This is a genomic window from Tardiphaga sp. (assembly GCF_041424195.1).
Lineage (GTDB): Bacteria > Pseudomonadota > Alphaproteobacteria > Rhizobiales > Xanthobacteraceae > Tardiphaga.
Genome location: NZ_JBGMOE010000228.1, coordinates 14,905 through 34,814, shown reverse-complemented (window position 1 = coordinate 34,814; position 19,910 = coordinate 14,905). Strand labels below are relative to the sequence as shown.

At 62.6% G+C, this 19,910-nt stretch carries 16 protein-coding genes and 1 tRNA gene; 8 read left to right on the top strand and 9 right to left on the bottom strand.

The genetic code is table 11. From position 1 onward, the window contains the following. Nucleotides 1–47 precede the first annotated feature (47 nt). A complete protein-coding gene (locus ACEK02_RS31760; RefSeq protein ID WP_371425649.1) occupies nt 48–1,370 on the top strand; it encodes an MFS transporter in 1,323 nt (440 codons plus the stop codon). 118 nt (nt 1,371–1,488) lie between these two features. On the opposite strand, the gene ACEK02_RS31755 is transcribed toward ACEK02_RS31760, so the two are convergent. Beyond that, the gene (locus ACEK02_RS31755; RefSeq protein ID WP_371425647.1) at nt 1,489–1,689 is read right to left on the bottom strand and encodes a DUF1289 domain-containing protein; all 201 of its coding nucleotides are present in this window, start codon (nt 1,687–1,689) and stop codon (nt 1,489–1,491) included. Further along, the gene (locus ACEK02_RS31750; RefSeq protein ID WP_371425645.1) at nt 1,686–3,701 is read right to left on the bottom strand and encodes a heavy metal translocating P-type ATPase; all 2,016 of its coding nucleotides are present in this window, start codon (nt 3,699–3,701) and stop codon (nt 1,686–1,688) included. The genes ACEK02_RS31755 and ACEK02_RS31750 overlap by 4 nt, the downstream gene beginning before the upstream one ends. Before the next feature lie 137 nt (nt 3,702–3,838). Here ACEK02_RS31750 and ACEK02_RS31745 point away from each other — a divergent pair, with 137 nt between their 5' ends. The 3 genes from ACEK02_RS31745 (at nt 3,839) to ACEK02_RS31735 (ending at nt 5,093) form a co-directional block, all read left to right on the top strand. Then, nucleotides 3,839–4,114, top strand: coding sequence for a metal/formaldehyde-sensitive transcriptional repressor (locus ACEK02_RS31745; protein ID WP_371425643.1), 276 nt, complete (start codon nt 3,839–3,841; stop codon nt 4,112–4,114). A gap of 314 nt (nt 4,115–4,428) precedes the next feature. Next, complete coding sequence (locus tag ACEK02_RS31740; protein ID WP_371425641.1) at nt 4,429–4,713, top strand: CopG family ribbon-helix-helix protein; 285 nt, start codon at nt 4,429–4,431, stop codon at nt 4,711–4,713. Next, nucleotides 4,710–5,093: a type II toxin-antitoxin system RelE/ParE family toxin gene (locus tag ACEK02_RS31735; RefSeq protein ID WP_371425639.1), complete on the top strand. Its 384-nt coding sequence runs from the start codon at nt 4,710–4,712 to the stop codon at nt 5,091–5,093. Before ACEK02_RS31740 ends, ACEK02_RS31735 begins: the two co-directional genes overlap by 4 nt. Nucleotides 5,094–5,291: 198 nt before the next feature. Here the strand turns inward: ACEK02_RS31735 and ACEK02_RS31730 are convergent, their stop codons facing one another. Genes ACEK02_RS31730 through ACEK02_RS31715 form a run of 4 tightly spaced genes read right to left on the bottom strand, consistent with a single transcriptional unit; the run spans nt 5,292 to nt 11,600 of the window. Beyond that, nucleotides 5,292–6,113, bottom strand: a complete 822-nt coding sequence (locus ACEK02_RS31730) for a phosphoadenosine phosphosulfate reductase family protein (RefSeq protein ID WP_371425637.1) — start codon at nt 6,111–6,113, stop codon at nt 5,292–5,294. Continuing rightward, entirely contained in the window at nt 6,106–9,519 is a 3,414-nt protein-coding gene (locus tag ACEK02_RS31725) for a hypothetical protein (RefSeq protein ID WP_371425635.1), read from the bottom strand. The genes ACEK02_RS31730 and ACEK02_RS31725 overlap by 8 nt, the downstream gene beginning before the upstream one ends. Beyond that, nucleotides 9,510–10,406, bottom strand: coding sequence for a DUF4007 family protein (locus ACEK02_RS31720; RefSeq protein WP_371425633.1), 897 nt, complete (start codon nt 10,404–10,406; stop codon nt 9,510–9,512). Before ACEK02_RS31720 ends, ACEK02_RS31725 begins: the two co-directional genes overlap by 10 nt. 15 nt (nt 10,407–10,421) lie before the next feature. Further along, the gene (locus tag ACEK02_RS31715) at nt 10,422–11,600 is read right to left on the bottom strand and encodes a cysteine desulfurase family protein (protein ID WP_371425631.1); all 1,179 of its coding nucleotides are present in this window, start codon (nt 11,598–11,600) and stop codon (nt 10,422–10,424) included. Between the two features lie 172 nt (nt 11,601–11,772). Here ACEK02_RS31715 and ACEK02_RS31710 point away from each other — a divergent pair, with 172 nt between their 5' ends. Both ACEK02_RS31710 and ACEK02_RS31705 read left to right on the top strand, forming a co-directional pair. Then, nucleotides 11,773–12,396 (top strand): class I SAM-dependent methyltransferase, encoded by a 624-nt coding sequence (locus ACEK02_RS31710; RefSeq protein WP_371425629.1) that lies wholly within the window; start codon nt 11,773–11,775, stop codon nt 12,394–12,396. Next, on the top strand, nt 12,393–13,262 hold the full coding sequence (locus tag ACEK02_RS31705) for a hypothetical protein (protein ID WP_371425627.1): 870 nt from the start codon (nt 12,393–12,395) through the stop codon (nt 13,260–13,262). The genes ACEK02_RS31710 and ACEK02_RS31705 overlap by 4 nt, the downstream gene beginning before the upstream one ends. 85 nt (nt 13,263–13,347) lie before the next feature. Here the strand turns inward: ACEK02_RS31705 and ACEK02_RS31700 are convergent, their stop codons facing one another. Next, nucleotides 13,348–15,429: a hypothetical protein gene (locus tag ACEK02_RS31700; protein ID WP_371425625.1), complete on the bottom strand. Its 2,082-nt coding sequence runs from the start codon at nt 15,427–15,429 to the stop codon at nt 13,348–13,350. Next, nucleotides 15,422–17,962 carry an ATP-binding protein gene (locus ACEK02_RS31695; protein WP_371425623.1) on the bottom strand — a complete coding sequence of 847 codons (2,541 nt, stop codon included), beginning with the start codon at nt 17,960–17,962 and terminating at the stop codon, nt 15,422–15,424. The genes ACEK02_RS31700 and ACEK02_RS31695 overlap by 8 nt, the downstream gene beginning before the upstream one ends. Nucleotides 17,963–18,119: 157 nt before the next feature. On the opposite strand from ACEK02_RS31695, the gene abiEi reads away from it, so the two are divergent. Then, entirely contained in the window at nt 18,120–18,698 is a 579-nt protein-coding gene (gene abiEi / locus ACEK02_RS31690; RefSeq protein ID WP_371425621.1) for a type IV toxin-antitoxin system AbiEi family antitoxin, read from the top strand. Further along, the gene (locus ACEK02_RS31685; protein WP_371425619.1) at nt 18,676–19,602 is read left to right on the top strand and encodes a nucleotidyl transferase AbiEii/AbiGii toxin family protein; all 927 of its coding nucleotides are present in this window, start codon (nt 18,676–18,678) and stop codon (nt 19,600–19,602) included. The genes abiEi and ACEK02_RS31685 overlap by 23 nt, the downstream gene beginning before the upstream one ends. 121 nt (nt 19,603–19,723) lie before the next feature. On the opposite strand, the gene ACEK02_RS31680 is transcribed toward ACEK02_RS31685, so the two are convergent. Continuing rightward, nucleotides 19,724–19,797, bottom strand: a tRNA-Gly gene (locus tag ACEK02_RS31680). Nucleotides 19,798–19,910 lie beyond the last annotated feature (113 nt).

Below are 19,910 nucleotides of genomic sequence, written 5' to 3'. Positions count from 1 at the left end.
CGGCATAGCTGCGGAGGCCGGAGTCCAAATCAGGATGGATGACGCCAATGCTGCGCGTGTTCGCTAACCGGACGTACCGTCATCTGTTTGCCGCGCAAGTCGTCGCTCTCATCGGCACCGGGCTCGCCACGGTCGCGCTGGGACTGCTGGCCTACGATCTCGCCGGCGCCGAAGCCGGCGCCGTGCTCGGGACCGCGCTGGCCATCAAGATGGTGGCCTATGTCGGCGTGTCGCCGATCGCCGCCGCCTTCGCCGAACGGTTTCCCCGCCGCGGCATGCTCGTCGCACTCGACCTAGTCCGGGCCGTCGTGGCGCTCGCGCTGCCGTTCGTCGACCAGATCTGGCAGGTCTATGTCCTCATCTTTGTTCTGCAGTCCGCCTCGGCTTCCTTCACGCCGACGTTCCAGGCCACGATTCCGGACGTGCTCCCGGAAGAGGGAGACTACACGCGAGCGCTCTCCCTTTCGCGTCTCGCCTACGATCTGGAGAGCGTCGTCAGTCCGATGCTCGCAGCGGCGCTGCTGACCGTGATCGGCTTCCATACGCTGTTCGCTGGCACCGTCGTCGGCTTCCTGGCATCCGCCGCCCTTGTCGTATCCGTCGTACTGCCCAGTCCGAAGCCGACCGAGCGGCGCGGCATCTACGACCGCACCACGCGCGGCATGCGCATCTACCTCGCCACGCCGCGCCTGCGCGGGCTGCTGGCGCTCAACCTCGCCGCGGCCTCCGCGAGCGCGATGGTCATCGTCAACACGGTCGTACTCGTCCAGGCCGGATTCGGCCTCGGGCAGCGGGAGACGGCTTTCGCCCTCGCAGCCTTCGGAGGTGGCTCGATGGTCGCTGCCTTCCTGCTGCCCCGGCTGCTGGACAGCATCTCTGATCGCCGGGCGATGACGACCGGCGCCGTAACGCTCGTCCTTTGCCTCTTTGCCGGCAGCATTCTTCCCAGCTACGCGCTGTTGCTCCCCCTATGGTTCGTCCTGGGTCTCGGATACTCGCTCACCCAGACGCCGTCCGGACGCCTGCTGCGCCGGTCGAGCCAGGCGGAGGACCGGCCGGCGCTGTTCGCGGCTCAGTTCGCCCTTTCCCATGCATGCTGGCTCGTCACCTATCCCGTCGCGGGATGGGTCGGCGCCAAGGCCGGCATGCCGGTCGCCTTCCTGCTCCTCGCGACGATCGCCGCGGCTGCCGTCATCGCCGCCCTCGCTCTCTGGCCGGCCACCGATCCGGAGAAGCTCGCCCACGTCCACGACCAGCTTCCACCCGACCACCCCCACCTAGCCGGCGCGGGACGCTCCGACGCCGGCTACCAGCATGCCCATGCCTTCGTGATCGACAGCCATCACCCCGAATGGCCTCGACCGGGCTAACCGGGCCAAAGCGGTATATGCGTTCCGGACGGGTGCAAGCACCACGAACCCGAGACATCACTTGCTTCGGCGACGCGTGGACCGGGATGTGTCTTCCGTTAAGTGCCTCAGCGCGCCGTCATAGCCGCTCCACGCGCTTTGCCGCGCGTTCCGACAGCTTCGCCTCGCGCCGCCGACGGTCCGACAGGATCTCGCGCCGGCGATGGTCGGTCATCTTCCGCCAGCGACGGATTTCGTCCGTGGTGCGGAAGCAGCCGGTGCACATGTCCCTCCTACGGTCGAACTGGCAGATGTCGACGCACGGCGACGGGGCGCTCACGGGTCGATCCTGCGTGCCGCGGCTCGCTCCTCGGATTTGCGAGGTGCCGGGAGCAGCCGCGCCGAATTCAGGATGAAAGCAAGTTCGGAGGTCACGTGAATGCCCGTCGCGAGGAGCGGGTTGAGGAAGCCGAGGGCGGCCAGCAGGATGCCGAATGCGTCCACGCCGATGGTGCCGACGAAATTCTGCCAGATGATGCCGCGGGTGCGGCGGGCGACCGCGACGGTTTCGACGAACCGGACGAGATCGTTGCCCAACAGCACGACGTCCGCGCTTTCCTGCGCCACGTCGGTACCGGACCCCATGGCGACGCCCACGCTGGCTTCCGCGAGTGCCGGAGCGTCATTGACCCCGTCCCCCACCATGGCGACCGTTCTTCCCGACGAGACGAGAGTGCGAACGAAGGCCAGCTTCTGCTCTGGAAGCATTTCGGCCTTCACTTCGGCGATACAGAGCGTCTGGCCGACGCCGTTCGCCACCGCCGCCGCGTCTCCCGACAGTAGGACCGTCCGGATTCCCATGGCGCGAAGGGCATCGATAGCCCGCTTGGCCTCCGGGCGCACAGTGTCCGCCACCTCGATCCGCCCCAGGAAGCGGCCGTCCTGTGAAACGTAGATCTCCGAGGTCGGGCCATGGCGGGCGGACGCCACAGGCAGAACGATGCCGTTCTCTTCCAGCCACGTGCGGTTTCCCACGAACGTCAGGAGCCCTTTGACGCCGGTCCGGATGCCGCGCCCCGGCGTGTAGGCGAAGTCCAGCGGCTCGACGACGGTCCGTCCCGTCTTCACGGCGTACTCGACGATGGCCTTGCCCAGCGGATGCTCCGAACGCGCCTCGGCGGATGCGGCGGCATCCAGCAGTTCGGTTTCGGTGATGCCGCTCGCCGCATCGAGCCGTTGCACCTCCGGACGCCCGAGGGTGAGCGTGCCCGTCTTGTCGAAAACGACCGTGTCCACCTTGCCGAGCGTCTCCAGATGGACGCCTCCCTTCACGATGGCGCCGAGCCTGGCCGACCGGCCGATGCCGCCCAGGATCGCAAGCGGCGTGCCCGCGGCGATGCCGCAGGCGCCGGCGACGATGACCACCGAGATGGTCGCGTAGGTGTCTCGCGTCAGCAAATAGGTCAGAACGGCTGAGCCGAGAGCGAAATAGACGAGATAGCCGGCAAGCCGGTCCGCAAGCCGCTGCACGGGCGCGCGGGATTTTTCGGCACGCTCGACGGCTTCGATGATCTTTCCGTAGCTGGTGTCGCGGCCGATGCGTTCCGCCACCATTTCCAGGGCTCCGGACTGATTGACGGTACCGGCGAAGACGCGGGCACCCGCGACCTTTTCGGCCGGCATCGACTCCCCGGTGATCCCGGACTCGTCGACGAACGAGTTTCCGGAGACGACCGTGCCGTCCACCGGAATCCGGCCGCCTGGATCGACGAGGACGGCATCGCCGACGGCGAGGGTCTCGGAGGCGACCGTCCGTATCGCGCCGGCGCGCCGCACCGACACGTCCCGCGGCAGGAATTCTAGCAGGTCGCGGATCGCCTTGCGCCCGCGTCCGACCGTCAGCCCTTCCAGCACCTCGGCGACGAGCACGAACAGCGTGATCACCAACGCCGTGAAGAACTCGCCGATCGCCGCGGCGGCGGCGATCGCGATGGTCATGGACAGCTCCATGGTCATGCGGCGCTCGAGCAGGTTCTCGAACGCCTCCTTCAGGATCGGCCATCCGCCGAGGAGCAGACCGGCGACTCCGATCACGCTGACGGCCGGGACAGGCTCCCAGATGCGAAACCACACCGCGACTGCCGCGACCGCCACGACGGCGATCCGGACGATCTCGGGCCATTCGAAGGCGTGGTCGTGATCCTCATGACCATGGTCGTCATGGTCGTGACCCGGACCTTCATGGTCATGTCCATTTTCACGGTTACCGGCCCCGGGCGCCGCCGCCGGCACGGTCGTGCGTGCTTCGGCGGCATCCGCCAAGGTGGACTGCGAATGATGGATCGTCGCCATGTCGTTCTCCGGTGTCGGGCCGCTACAGGTTTGGTGTGTAATATAACCCCCTACCCTATACAGGGTCGTTGGACACCGTTCGAAACATGTGTGCTATCTTCCGGTACGAAGACCTTGGCGAAGTCGAGACGAAGCCGATGCACACGATCAAGAACAAGACCAAACTGATGGCCCGGGTCCGGCGCATCAAAGGCCAGGCGGAAGCCGTTGAGCGGGCGCTGGAAGCCGAGCTCGGCTGCGCCGACATCCTCATGCTCGTCGCCTCAATGCGCGGCGCCATCAACGGCCTGACGGCCGAGGTGATGGAAGATCATATCCGCAACCACATCGTCGATCCGGCCAAGGATCCGAAATCTGGCGGTGCTCAAGGCGCGAGCGAACTGATCGAGGTCCTGCGGACGTACCTCAAATGACGTCGAGCAGCCCCGAGTGCGGGTGGTCACGGCCATCGTGGGTAGCGACTGCATGCAGTTAGAAGGCTGACTGTCGCCTGCGTAATTCACCTTGTGTCTCGAGCAAGAAATGTCTTCGCATCTTTCGTTTCGTTGACCGGGGCTCGGCTTCGTCGTGTCTCCGAGACGGCGAGATCGTTGGGTGATGGGTATTCCGTTGAAATATCAGTACTTTTTAGTCAGCTCCTTAACCTCGTTTTCGAGCTCGGAAAGCCATTCTCGCTATCTGCATCTCAATGGGATACGGTGGGGTTCATTGCATCACAGGAGCGCCGATGTCAGCCCATTCGGAAAAACTACAGATCTCCCTTCGCGTCCCCGCTGCAACAATCGATGCCTACGAAAAGATCGCCAAGACGCTCGAACGCGACAGGACTTGGGTGATGCTGCGCGCCTTGAAACGATATCTGGACGAGGAAGGCGCGGACATTCTTCGGGATGCCGAAAGCATGGCTGCCCTCGACCGAGGTGAAATTTTCGACTTCGATGCCGTAATGGATGAAGCCGATGAGATCATTGCCCGGGCAGAATCGAGACGGCTTGGGACCAGCGAAAGATGACCTCGCAGCGACTCGCAGGGATGTCGGCGGCAGCTCGCGAATGGTTTCTGACGGAAATCCAGAATCTCGTTCTAAAAAGCCCCGCGGCAGCTAAGAAACTTTCTGCGCGGATGAGGGAGGCCCGCCAATTACTGGCCGCCAATCCCCGGATGGCGCAGCCCGGCCTTATTCCCGGAACTCGCCGGTGGATCGTTGCACCATATGTCCTGATACTTCGCGAGCGAAACGGGAGCGTTCAAATCGTCGGGTTGAGGCACTCGGCTCAATCGGACGCCCATAATCCGGAGGAGGCAATGGACTCCGGCGTGGACGATGAGCCGGGCTTCAGCTCAAACGATGAAGTGCACGATCGCGACACCGCGCCGCCTTTCAAACCCTGACGAGAGCCGACGCCCGTTTAGCTCCAATCTCGGTGCACAAATTCCAGGAGCACATACTTCCGGGCTGCATCAGGAACGTGCAGCCGAATGGCAAGTCCTGCTGGCTCCGGACGTGACGCGGCGCCCGGAGACGTTCTTCGGCTCGATAAGCGTGCAACGACGGGCGAATGGACAAATTGCCCCAAGTTAATGGGGATATTAAATGGTGCAGATCGCGCAGGCGTCGCCACCCTCGACATCGTCTTCTTCGGCCGTTCCTGCAAAGACCTGCTCGAGCGTCAGATTGGCGCCGCGCACGATGGCCTGCTGCTTGCGTTTTTCATGCTCGTCGCGGATGCGCTGCACGCGCTCGGGCTTTTCCAGCTCGGCGAGGCTCTCTCCGGAGGTCCAGGTGAAGACGTTGCCGCTGGCTTCATAGGGCCGTTCGTACTTCTTGGCCTCTTCGAACAGAGCGGGATGGGCATCCTTGAGACGGACCCATTCGATCTTCTGCTGGTAGAAGCAGAAGTAGCAACCCGATCGCGTCCTGCCCCAGTCCGTGTACGGCGGCATCCCGACGCCGCTGGACATCAGGATGTCCTGGATGTCCAAGAGCTTTAGTCCGTCGTCCTTGAACGGATAGACTGGCGTGATGTTCGCCTTGTGGCTGATGTAGCCGCTGCGGTCCTCGTCGGCCCTCAGGCCGACGTAGTTCAGCACGGGTTCGTCGCCGACGAACTGCTCGAACGGCTTCAGCTTCAGCATCTTGGTGCACCAGCGGCGATGGTTCGAAGGGATCATGCCGCCGTAGACTTCGTACCAGTGGTCGAACCCCAGCTCCGCGTTGAGGCGGTGGACCCGCTTGCCGAGATAGTCCTCGATCCGCTCCAAGTATTGGTAGGTCTCGGGCAACTCCTTGCGGGTGTCGCTGAAGATGTACTCCATGTCAGGGACGCGGTCGCGCATGTAGATCGCCAGGGCGGCGCTGTCCTTGCCGCCCGAAAGGCTCAGAATGTGGCGTGGGCGCTGAGTATCAGCCATCGGTGGGTTCTTTCGCGACGTGGTGCTTGAGTTCGTCCGCCATCACGTGCGCGAGCACCGACGACGGGTCCTTGGCGCTCGCGAGCAGCTTCTTGATCTGCGCGACCTTGTCGGAGGACTCCTTGGTGAGCGTCCCCTTCCGGATCACGACCATGTTCTCCTGCCCCGCCGTGTCGACGACATGGACGCTGACCATAGGCGCGGCATCGGCGTCCTGCAGTTTCATATGGGCGAGCCATCTGGCCAGGCGCGCTGCGATGGTCTGGACCTCGAACACAAACGTGCCGATCGTGTCGTCCTTCCACGCGTCGATCCGCTTCCCGGTCAGAAGGCTGGTGACGCCGTCCAGCCAGGTCTCGTCCTCCATCCCGGCGTCCGAGGCCCGGTCGATGAACGCCCGCAGACGATAGTCGGTCAGCCTCAAGACGTGACGGCCGTAGTCGCTGCCGATCTGGGTCCTCAGCTTTTCGAGCGTCCGGGCGCCGAACGCCTCCAGCAGGGCGGCCTGCGCCTCGCTGCGGACGCGAGGCCCGGCGTCCGATATCTCCTGGAAGGACGCGTTCAGATGCTCGATGAGGGCGTCCGACTGCGCCGCATCGTGCAATTCCGGATCCACGGGTGCCAGACCGCAGGCCCGCGGCAACTGCCCGTAGACGAAATCGATCGGCTCATGCGCCTTCTTCAACGCCAACCGGACGGCCTGTGCAGGCTTGGAGATGGTGGTGGTCTCCTTGCCGTAGGCGGGTACCGCCTGCCACCACCGGTACACGGCTTCGACGACCGGCTTCAGCGATGCCTCCGGCCGCGGCACATCCCGCCAGATGTCGAGGCCGGCGGACAGCTTCTCCAGAACCGCCGCCGTGGACGACGACCGTCCGAGATGCTTCAACGCGAAGTTCGCTGGGCTCTTGGCCAGCCGCATGAAGTGTGCGCCGGTCACTTCGGGTTGGAAGGTGTTGCGCTCGAAGAAAGCCACCTCGCGGCGATGGTGAAGCATGAAAGCGACGATCATCGGAAGCGCCGGTCCGGCCCGCAGCCCGATCGGCGGCCTGGCGAGATCGGCCGCGATCTCCTCGAACGAACAGGATCCGCGCCCGCTCAGGAACGTCTCGATCCGCGCCCAGACCGGGCTCCAGTTCTTGTCGTCCGGATCGGGGGGCGAGAACATCCAGTGCCCGTCTTCGATCCGGTGGATGTTCGAGGAGAGGAAGAGTGATAGGTAGACCGTCCGCTCCGGAGGAGCGCCGGAGAACCCGAGAAAGGGCTGATCCGCATTGGACACCATGGCCTCCAGCAGACGCATCCTGGCGCTCGCGGCCGCTGACGATAGCCGTGCCCGGTTGATCAGCTCGTTCCGCAGCACGGGACCCTCGGCGAACACCTCGTCGCATATGTCGCTCAGCTTGCGGTTCAAATGGCTGCGGCTGGGAACGTCGAGCGGCGCGCCGCGGTGCACCCAGACCTCCTCCGCACCGTCGGACGACGGCCGGCCGAAGGGTTCGAGCGCGGCGTGGAGCGTTTCCGACGCGCTCGAGATTCGGCCTCGGACCTCGCGTCGGGCCAGATCGTCGACGCGCAGGTCGCCGCAATTCTGTTCGATCCATCGCCAGAGTGCCAAGTCCCATGCGACGACCAAGGTCGCCGCCGTGAGCTGGCGAAGACAATAGACGGTGAGACCGTCTGCCGCGTCGGTCGAGGCGGCGACCGCGTCACTCACCTCTTGCATGTCCTGATCGGGATAGACTGGAACGACGACGATGGCGCCGTCAGTGTCGGGGGCGAGCTTGACGCCCGGCTTTCCGTCGCCGTTCCAGTGCACGACCGTGAATGCCCGCAGCGTGCCTGTCCGATGATAGTGCTTGTGCGCGACGAGCGGCCGGGAAGGGGGCAGCGCCGACAGGACGGTGTCGAGACGCCGGATCTGCGGCGTCTTGATGCGGGCCTGCTGCAGCCAGCCGTCGAGATCGACGCTGGTGCTGGCCCAGAGGCTGTAGTCTTCGCGGTGGGAGCGGACATACAGCAGCTTTCGCTCGACGAGCTCGCCGAGAGCTCGTTCGGCTTCCTTGACGGAGGCGCCGAGGCACCAGGCCACGGTCGCCGGATCGGCCCGAAGTCCCGGCGTGGGTTCGAGGACGGCGAGCAGACCGACGCATTTTAGGGCGCGGAGAGAGAGTTCAGGCAGGTCGCCGCCTTCCGCGACGGCGTTCCGCAGCAAATCCCAGCGGCGATCGCGGTCGGCGGACCTGAAACGCACGTCGCCCAGGGCCGCGACGTAGTCGTAGAGCTCCGCAAGCGTGTACCAGACGTCCGCACCGTGTCTCGCGTCGTGGATGAAGCGTTGGAAGCCGTGGGGCTCCAGGGACTGCAGGAAGCTGAACACGGACCGCTCGTTCTGTCCGAAGCGCCCCGCGATGTTCGCGATGCATGCGACGCTCGCCGGATGGAGCGGATAGAGTTGAGGCCCTATCTTGGCGAGCTCGCTCTTTCGGGTCGTGAAGACGCCGCGGACCGAGGCTTCGCCGTAGAGCTTCTGCGCCTTCGCCGCCACGTCACCCGTCTCGGCGGGGCGATGAACGATCGCCTCCGCCAACAAAAAGGCCGTCTGCTCCGTGGAATCGTGCAGCACGACGTCTTCGTACCTTTCGGCGGAGCGAACCCACTCCGCCTCCGCCCATTCTCCCAGACCCGCGGCATAGTCGGCAAACCGATGGTGCAGAAACGCGACGACGGCGAGGGGATTGTCCTGCAGGCCTCCGGCGCGCTCGGCGAGCTGCTGGAAGAAGGACGGGTCGGACTCGCGTCGGTGGAGCGCCGCGTATTCGAGGAAGCGCCCCATTTCGTCGACGAGCAGCAGGACGCCGCCGGGATTGATGTCGCTCGACAGACGCCCGAGCATGTCGAGCACATCAGTATCGTTGCGGACGCCCTTGGCGCGCTGCCCCTCGAGCGACGCGCAGTCCTTGGAGAGGGCGGACGCCTTCGCGCCACGCACTCCGGTGAGCGCCTTTCTTATCTCCGCGAGCAGGCAATCGGCGAAGTTCGCCCGGCGCCCCATCACGACCAGCGGCAGGTACTGTGGCGTTTCCGGAAGCGCGACCTCCTCCGCCCTCAGGAGTTTCCGAGCGGCGCCGGTCTTGCCGACCTTGCGGTCGAGGAACAACTTTGCGAGCAGCAGTCCGAACGCCGACTTGCCGACGCCGTAGGGACCGGTCACCCGGAAGGCCCGCTGGGTCGAGTCGCCGCGCAGGCCGCTGAGGATCCGATGCAGCGCGTCGCGGACCGACGGCGTGATCACGTAGCCGGCGAGAGCGTTCGGATCGGCCAGATCCCGCCCCATGTCTACCGAACGGACATATCTGCGTCCGATCGAGATGCGGTCAGAAATCTTCGTGTTCTTCAATGCCACGCGACATCCTCCAGCTTGCTGAGCGGCGCGTTGGCAGATCTGACGAGGTCCACCCCGCCGGCCCCATCGTCCCTGAGCGAGAAGCCGCCCGACACATCGGTCATTTTCTGCAACGCGCCATGCATCGAGGATTCGTCCAGCCTGAACACCGCTCCGGGAGACCGGCGGTCGACCATGAGGGACCGAAGGGAGATGGAACGGCTGTTGGGAGCGACGGACTGCCAGAAGCCGCAGACCGCGAAGGCCATCGTCGCGACGTCGATGTCCGGCTTCGGCCCTCGCCTGAATCTCAGGACGGGACTTGCGCCGGCGTCGACCACGTCCAGCAACCCCAGTTCCTGCAGCGGGCATCCCAGCCCCTCCTCGACGACGCCGGCCGCGGTCGTCCGTCCGCCGTCGTAGGTCCGCAGGAAAATGTCGACGTGCTGGGCCACGGTGCCGGAGGTGATGGCGCCGCGGGCCGACACGGCTTTGCCCTGGACCGACTTCACGAACGTGTCCTTCAGCACCTCGGTATCCGGAAGATCCATGAAGGCCGCGCTCCAGGCTCCCAGATTGGCGTTGGTGGTAATCGTCCAATGCAGCCGCCACAGCGACGCGTTGTCCTCGAGATAGGGATCGCGCCCGTTCTTCTGGTCTAGAAGCGCGATACCGAAAGCCGTCGGCACGACCTGACGGCCCACCGTCCGGGTCAGGCCGAACGCGTCTCCCCAGAACCGGATCGACTTGACCATGTTCTTGCCGATGCCGAGCGACACGATGGCCGCGTCGTCGTCCGCGAACAGCTCGGGATTCGCCAGCAGGGCCTCATGAAGCTTCGGCAGCCAGCCGTAGCGGCAGGCAAAGGATTCGTGCCCGGAAAAGACTTCGTATTCGCGATCAGACATGCATACACCGATAGGCTAAAGGCCGCTACGCTTGCGGGTTCCGCCCGACGCGGCGACCCTGGGCGAGCCGGATGAAAGACGCAAGGACTTCACTTCGTCCGAAATCCGCCCCGCCGCGGTCTCGACCTCGGTCCGCGTCGTCCTACGCCCGAACCCGATCCGGACCGACGCCTCCGCCGCCTCCTGCTCCAATCCCATCGCGAGCAACACGTGAGAGGGCGTGATCGCGGCGGAGGAACAGGCAGATCCGGTGGAAAGCGCCACATCCTCCAGCCGATACAGCAGCGACTCGGCGTCGATGCCGGCGAACGTCAGGTTCAGGTTGCCTGGAATGCGCTCGTCCAGCGAGCCGTTGACCCGGACTCCGTCGAGCATGGCCAGCAGGCGGTCGAGAAACACCGACCGCAGCGCGGCGAGCCGGCCAGCCTCGGCACTCATCTCCGCAGCGGCGATCCGGCATGCTTCGCCGAAACCGACGCAAAGCGCCGTCGGCAGCGTTCCGGAACGAAGGCCGCGCTCCTGGCCGCCTCCTGTCAGGATGGGAGAAAGCTGGGAGTGCAGGGCCTTCCGGCAATAAAGCGCGCCTATTCCCTGGGGTCCGTAGAGCTTGTGGGCCGATATGCTCAGCAGGTCGATGTTAATGCCGGCTACGTCGACGGGGATCTTGCCGACAGCCTGCGCCGCGTCGGTATGGAAGACGACTCCGCTGCTCCGGCAGACCGCTCCGATGTCGGCGATTGGCTGGATGGTCCCGACCTCGTTATTGACGGCCATCACGGAAACGAGCCGGGTCTCCCGCCGGATCGCCTCTTCGATCGCATCGGCATCGACCAGACCCTCCGCGCTGACCTTCACTTCCGTGACGATCAAACCGGCGTCCGAGAGGGAGCCGAGCGTTTCCCGCACGCAACTGTGCTCGATGGTCGTCGTCACGGCATGCTGCCCGGGACGCAACATGCCACGCAATGCGAGGTTGGAGGCCTCGGTGGCGCCCGATGTGAAGACGATCTCCGACGCATCCGCGCCGATAAGCGCCGCCACCATGCCGCGCGCCTCCTCGACGGCGTCGCGCGCGGCACGGCCCAGGGCGTGCGGGGAATGGGCGTTCGCCGCACGTTCCCGCCACCAGGGCAGCATGGCGTCGATGACCCGATCGTCGGTCGGTGCGGTCGCTTGATGGTCGAGATAAATCAATGGGTTGTTGCCGACTCTGGCGTTGAATGAACAGCTTCGCTACATCTAGCGTGAATCGCGGCGCGAACACACGCCGTCGACGAGTGTTTCAACCGCTTTGTTGCCGTTCGGGCCCTCACGACCCACCGGGGTTCGTCCATCGTCCTGCGGATCGCCGCCGGGGAACATCACTATGAAAGCCATCCGTACAGGCAAGAACGAGGATCGGACACGCCACTTCTACCAATCGCGTTCGCAGGAATACGCCGACGCCACCCGCGGTCGCGCCTTGAAGCGTGAGCTCTACGAATTTATGGTCCGCCTTCCATCCGACGGAGTCGTCCTGGACCTGGGCTGCGGCGCCGGACATGATCTCGCATCCTTCCACCAGCAGGGCCGCACGGCGTTCGGGCTGGATTACGCGGCGCAGATCGCGACGATAGCGCACGCCACTTCGCAGGCGCCAGTGGTCGTCGCCGATATGAGAGCTATTCCATTCGCGAATGCGAGTTTCGATGGTGTTTGGGCATCCGCATCCTTGCTCCATCTGCCGAGAGGCGACCTGGCGGTCGCACTCCGCGAGATCAATAGGATCCTGCGGTCCGATGGCCTATTGTTCGCGTCCGTCAAGACCGGTACGGGGGACGTCTACGACGCCGATGGCAGGCTTTTCACGTTTTACGACGAACGCACTTTTCAGGACGCACTCATGCAGGCGGACTTCAAACCCATCTCGACCGGCTTTAACGGCGGACTTCCAACGGGGGCTAAAAGCGTCGTCGAAGAGTGGATGACTTCGTTGTCTGTGTCGTCATGACGAACCAGAGCGATTTTCGTCGGTTTGCAATAGTTCTGGCCTCTCTCGCGGTAGTGGCGTTGCCTTGCTCCGGAGCTGGCGCGCAGACGAACACGGCCGGCGGCCAGTCCACGCAACCGCCCTTCGCGGGGCGGGCGAATTCCGGGCCCGTGACCGGAACCGCGCTTGAGACGTCGCAACCGCCGGTCCTGCCGTGCAACTGCATCTCCAGCAAGGACGACGGCCATTGGACAGGCAAGGATTGGGCAACCCTCCTGACTGGACTCGGCGGCCTACTCGGCGTCTGCGTCGCCGCTCTGGCCATCTGGTCGAACGGCCGAAGCAGCAGGGCGACCACGATACAGAAGGCCAACGAGAAGGAGCTCGAGTCGCTTCAATCGAAGTTGGACAACTTCTACGGGCCGTATCTACAGCTATCGAGCACGAACCGCCTGATCGCCACCGATCTCAAGAGCCGACACTCGTCACCAGAACATATGCGGATTCTGCTGCTGCTGCTCGATCCTACATGGAAACAGAGCTTCAAATCGGGCGACAAGGCGTTCATCGAGGAGATACTCGCGATCGACGGAAAACTGCTGGAACTCATCCAGGACAAATCCGGGCTTACCAGCAGCGTCATCCAGGAACATCTCTGGAGGGCGGCTAGTCACTTCCGGATCATCAAGATGGCGTTCGACGGCAAGCTTGAAAACGATCCGCAACGGTTCATCCATCACGTCTATCCGAAGCAGTTGGACGAAATCATAGACCTCGAGATCAATCGCATCCGAGGCCGCATCGATTTGATCCGTTGCGCCCCGATGGAGCTCCATCCACCCACGCCGGAATTGGATATTCCGCTTCGCCTTAGGCTTCCGGCATAACGGACTTCGTCAGGCTCAAGAAGCCTATTGCCCCATCCTGACTCCCTATTCCAATCCGGCTGAAGCTCAGGAGGGGCCGTCTGCGCTACGCACCAGGACGACGCGGGTTACCTTTGGTCTTAGGCTGCGGCCCATCTGGAATGGCGCCGCTTTCTATCACACTGATATCGGCTGGGTCTCGGATCATCGCTTCAGAACCGTTCGCTGCATCAGCGGTCTTAGTCGGCAAATCTGGGCGTGAGCTTAAGACAGCTTGATCGGCATCGGGATCGTCATGCTCTGCGAGCGCAAGCACGATCGCAGGGTTCGAGGGAAAGGACCAACCAGTTCCTCTGGCGAGCCAGATACCTCCCTTTAATCTATGCGTCTTCCCTTGAGCAGGCACTAGATGATCGGTCACAAGTGAGATCCAAAGAGCATCGTTCGCGATCTGACTACGAAGCGCTTCGACCTTTTTGGTCATTTCGCTGTGGGCCTTCATGACCGCTCCATCGCCGGCGGAAGGCATCGCGGCCAGACGGTCCTCTTCGTCAGACAGTAGTTGACGACACTCAGCCTGCAGCTTTCCGACGAGCGATGGGGTCATGCGTAAGGCGAGTTCGTCACCGAAGCGTGCCGCGACGACTTCGCTCGCATCCAACTTCACCTTCACGGTTCCGTCGGGCCGCTCCCTTTGGATGTGAGCTCGCATGGGCCGAGCGAACGGCGGCATGACTGGCGGGCCAACCCGCATTAGATTGGCGCCGAATTGCTGCTGCAACTTTAGGCCATAAAGAGGTCGCAGTCGGTCACGCTGCAAGGTGTCGAGACCCAGATCGGCGAAGTATTTCGAGAGTTCGCCTAGTTTTACTGTCCGGAAGGTGTCGAAATCCCAGTCGATTCGATACACATCGGCACCCGAGACCATGCCCTCGATATGTGCGCTGCCCTTCTGGCCTGCTTCGGATCGAATGGACGTTGGTCGGCCGTCCACCAGAATGACGGCACGATTCCGATCAGGCGCGCGTGCTTCGACGGTCGAAAATGCGAGGTCGCAGTCTGCGCTCAACACCACGACCGCTTTTGTCCGTTCGGCGTCGAGAAAGACGTCGCCCAACTGAACCAGCGGGACATCTATGTATTTGGAGCCCGGCGTTGCCCTCGGGTGAGCTTCGAGCGCCCCCAGATTACGCGCGAACAATGCGTCATGATAGAGATTTGCGACGCCGATGGATGGCACTGCCGGGCTAAGCGGGCCGTCTTGAAATTCCATCCGATCCACAGCCCGCTGTTGCTCTCGGAGCCCGCCCTCGAAAGCCAGCGCCATTAGATGGGTGGATAGGAGCCAAGAAAGATAGTCACCAAGTGGATGACCGTCCGCATGGAGGGCAACGCGCTGTATATAGGCGAAGTCGCCAATATCGAGATCGTCTATCGCTTCAGATAGGCGATTGCGCGCCAATTCAACGTTGGCTTTTACACCATCGATATATTTTCCCAAGGCGTCGGCATGCGGCATGGCTCGCGAGAGCATCTCGAGGTGGGCGCGCACCTTCCAAGGCTCGTCGAGGTCTTTCTTCGCAACGAAGGCAAAAGACGCTCCCTCGATTCCCGCTTGCTTCCGAAAGACAGCTCGGAAGTCCTTCACACTGTCCACGGACGACATGAGGACGATCTGCTGGTTGCGTTCCTTATCCCTCCGGCTCTGAATCTGCGCGGCAATAGCCTGCGCTCGCTCGCCGTTGTTCTGGGTATCGTCCAGATAGTAGTCGAGAAAGATGACGTCGAAACGAGAGATGTCGTCGAGAGCGGCGTTTGGGTCCATCTCAACGACTTCGCAGTTTGTCGTCTTGCGCATCGCCGCCGCTACCTGCCGCATTGTATGCCGTCGTTCGAGAATGCGACCGAGATCTGACGAAACGTCCGTTATCTTCGCAAAACCAATACCGAGCTCCGCATCGGGTGAAGTGAGCGCGTCAAGGGCCTCCGCTGGCGCCGCCGCTATATCTTTTCGGAAGAAGCCTCTCTCCTCTATCTCGGCGGAGACATCGTCATCGAGCAGAAGCTTTGAGATCGCATCGCGCTGCCCCCGATCTACGTTATCCCAGTCAACGGCCAGAAAGGCATCGTCTATCACTGCGACCGTTGCGACGTGCAGCAAGTCCGCGACATCAGTCATATCACTCATCACCTTCACCCAGATCCAGCGTAACGGTATTAATCATTCCATCCTCGTCCGCAGTTCCGAGCGTAAGCGTGCCACCGTGATACTCCGCGATTTCTCGAGCGATATAAAGTCCCAGTCCGCGTCCTTCCTTCTGCCGTTTCGTCGTGAAAAACGGTTGGAATACCTGTTCGCGCCGGTCCTCGGGAATGCCAGGTCCGTCGTCGATGACTGAAACTCTGTTGGCTTGCGGTTCAATCCGAACGGTGACAGTGCCGATTGTATCGCCCTCCGCGCGATCGCCGCGCGGTCCGTTGTCGTATTTGTCTTGCTGCGAGATCCAGTGAACGGAGTTCGAAAGCAAGTTCTCGATGATCTGAACAAACATGCCCTTGACCGCGCGAACTCGACGGGTTGCCCCTCGCGGAAGAACAGTTATTCTGAACTCGATTCTGTTCCGTCCGCTATGTGAGGAGTAGCTCTCGACGATCTCCTTGACCCATTCGACGAGATCGAACTCCTCCTTTGTCTGGCGCGCGTTCGTGCTAAGCGGGTCAAGTACCTTCAGCCGTTTCTGAATCGTCTTCAGCTGTGCTTCGAGCACGCGAAGGGATGTGCCCGCTGAGTTCGGGTTCCGAGAAACGCGCGCGGCGGCGATCGTCTTGAGTCCGCCAGAAGTCGCGCGATAGAGCTCATGAGCGAGAATCTCAATCATCAATCCGATGCTCGCCAGATGCATCACGCGCCCCCGCTCCTGCTCCTGTGCAGTCGCGGCCGCTTCCACCTCCGCAGCGGCTTCCCGCAATGAGCCAAGCGATTCCTTCACCTGCCGTGAAAGCTGAACTCCGCCGGACGTTTCGGACAACGCCTCAAGCAGCTCAGGCAAAATGTCTTCTATCCGCGCGTCTTCGGCTCGGAAGCGGTCAATGGCGTCCCGGGCTCCGATCCGGTTCGCTCGAGTCAATTCCTGGTCAACCTCCACCAAGAAACCTCGGAAGAACTCCATAGTGGCCGAGAGCAACCGCACAAAGGCCGCCTTTTCGGGGCTGTCGGTTAAGCCTTCTCGGTTCGTCTGGTCGGTCAGGTAAGGGTTGAGCGCCTTGCTGATCCGCGCACGTCCGACGATCTGCCCGCGATTCAACTTGAAACCACTCGTCGAAAACGCGTCCCTGTCGAGATCGAGCCAATCGTCTTTCGGCCCGGCGTACGGATTAACCCGGTAGCCGTCGCGGTACAGTGCGACCCCGCCAGCCCATTCGGCAAGCATTTTTCTGACCTGTGCGAGCGTGCCGATACCCTCCAGCTTTGTGAGGAGGCGACGGTTGAACCAATGCACCTCAAGCGAAAACGGCCCAACACGCCTCAGCAGGTTGCGAGAGACACCACCGGCCATCTCTGCGATCTCCGCTCCCTGAAAGGTGAAGGTTCGTCTGCGGTTGCGGAGGCGGTAGTTCATACGACCGGATAAGCGCGGCTCGCCGCGCTCCGGCACGGAATATTCCGCGGTAAAAACTCCGTGCGCCTGCCCGATCAAGAACGAAGCAAACGACGGAACGGAAACGGAAACACCATTGAAGGTCAACTTGAGGGGAAGCGCAGCTTCGGCGAAGGGGTCAACCAGCCGTGCGAACGTTTCTCTCGCAAGATCGTCCAATTTGGTCTGCGACCAAGGAGCGGTGAGCGACGTTATGCGGATCAGAGTCCCTTTGACGTTGCGATCCTTCTCCGCACCGATCGTCGGAGCGACGGCAATGCTGCCGATGTCGTCATCCGCCGCGTTCGCGAACTCGTTCCAGTCGATCTCGAGCACATTCCAATGGCCCGTACCCAGGGTGCCCGTGATGACTTCCATGCCATCGCCCAAGCGCATCGCCGAAAGACGGCCAAGACCTTTCTCTCCGAGTATGAGGCGCGTGTCATCTTCATCCTCCGCCTCACGTTCGCGCGCTCTGTGGCTGGTTCCGATGGTGAGATAAACGTCGCGCAGCATGCGTGCGGACATTCCGTCCCCGTCGTCATCGACGTCGATCCTGTTGGCCGAGCGCATTGCGGCAACGAATTCGTCGCGTGAAGTCGCCGCTTCCAACTCGGTCCGCAGCTCATCCGCCTCGATCGCCTCCTCGTCGATGTGACTGACGGCAAGCTGCCGGAGGTCCCGCCATGACCGGGGGCGGGCGCCGCCACTTCGGTCCGGGGGATCGCGGCGCTCGCCCAGCTCCCGCAAGACCTGGTCGTAGATCTCGAACGGCAGGCGCACGATCACATCCACTCGAATTTCCGGCGAGCGTGCATCCAGCGAATTCTTGATTAGTTCGTAGAACGCGACGCCATCAGTGCTGATCAGTTCGGAGCCTAGATGGAGTATCGTCCGCGCAGTTACGCGGAAGTTCATGAGCTGCCCGCCGAACCGCGGAAAAGCACGTCTGCCATTGCTAGGCCAGATGGATCCTTCAACTGGTGCGTTGGCCAGAACCTGATCTCGCAAGCAGCTTCCCTGCAGATACGGAAACTCATATTTTAAACCCCCGGCGATGCCGCTGGACACTACCGTAGACACGTTAATCCCCCACTAGCGCGGTTTCCGCCTATTGCGGCGACACTAGTCGCTGCAGCGGGCGTCGCGCAATTCGCAGTTGTGCTAACTAGCTAGATGCACGTCAAAAAGCTCAAATCTGCGCCAAATGGCATTGCAGTTATCATTTTTGATAACTAGTATGCCATTTATGAAACGCGCCGAAGTGTCATCCCGCTTGCTCGATGCCGATCAGCGATCGTTGTGGGCTTTCACTTGCCCGTCTTTCGACATGCTATTGGGCGGAGTCGATCCCAACTATCTTAAGTTGATGATGAAGCGATTGGCTGATCAGAGGGTTCTGATGCGCGCATCCAAGGGTATCTACGTCAATCCACTAGCCCGATCGATGCCCCGGGACGTACGCCGCGGCCTCATCCGCTTTTTCCGCCCGAGGGAGGTTAGCTACGTCAGCCTGGAAACGAAGCTGTCGGAAGCCGGCGTGATCTCGCAGGTCGCGACGGCGCTCACTTGCATGACTACGGGGTCTCCGGGCACCTTCCGGACGCCCTGGGGCTTCGTCGAGTTCACGCATACCGAGCGGGAGATCGATGCGGAGCGAGACGTATACGTGGCCGACGATGGAACGTTGGAAGCAACGACCACCAGAGCCGCCCGCGATCTCCGGAGAGTGGGGAGGAACCTGGGTCTCATCGACCCCGCTACGCTGGCGGAAGTCATCAGGGAGGAGGACATGCATGACCAAAGCAACCAGCCTTAAAAGCTCCATCGAGGCATTCGCGCGCCGCCAGGGCATCGACGCCGAAATGGACCAGAACCTGATCAAGGAGGCGATCCACCTCCATCTTCTTTCAGCGATGTCGGACGCCGGCATCCTTCGGCACGCCGTATTCCAGGGCGGGACCGCGCTTCGCCTCTGCTACGGCGGAGACCGGTACAGCGAGGATCTGGACTTCGTCTGTGGCAAGGCCGGATCCTACTTCACCGACGTCGAGTTCAAGGAGCTCATAGAGACCGCACTGGAAACGGCGAAGAAGACGCTCAGCCGCGATTTCGGGATCGCGCCGGATCAGCTTTCGCTCGCAAAGCCGCCGCATCCCGATCTGGTGAAGCAGGTCCCCGTGACCGTGGCCGCCTGGCAGATCATCGTGCCGATAGAAGCGACGCCGCGGGCGCCGAAGTCGCGCATCAAGATCGAATTCGCGAACGTACCCGCCTACGACACCAAGCCAATGTCCGTGCGTGCGACGCCCGGCCTCGTTCAGATCCAGGATGTCATCCTCTCGGTCGAATCCGAGAACGAAATCCTTGCAGACAAGGCCGTCGCGCTCACGGCGCGCGATGTGCTGAAATTCCGCGATGTGTGGGACGTCTGGTTTCTGCAGAAGAAGCTCGATGCGGTTGCCGACCGCGAGACCGTCAGCAAGAAGTTCGCCGACTATGGCACATCAGACCTGGAAGCGAAGGCGGGGCAACGCCTCGCCGACCTCGCGACTGGAGCGACTGAAAAGGCCTTCCTCGACGAGATGAAACGGTTCCTGCCTGCCAAGCGCGTCGCCCAACTAGCCGAGACCGGCTTGCATCGATCGATGCTGTCGGAAAGCGCCGACCTGCTGCGGCAGACGGTTCTGCAAGCGCCCGATGCATCGCTTGCCATGCCATAGCGTCGCATCTGCAAAGGATTTGGCTTTAGGTTTGTACAGACGTTGTACGGAAAATTCGCCGGAGCGACCAATCCATCCAGCCAGTATCCAGCAAGACTATGATATTATGTCGTTAAAAGGTTGGAGCGGGCGGAGGGAATCGAACCCTCGTATGCAGCTTGGGAAGCTGCCGTTCTACCATTGAACTACGCCCGCATCGTCGCGTGCCTCTGATCTAGCCGAGACCGGGCGATCCGCCAAGCGGCTTGATGGCAGCCGGCTACAGTTTCGTCGCGCTGCACGCGCTGAGGCGGCCGCCCAGATGCAAC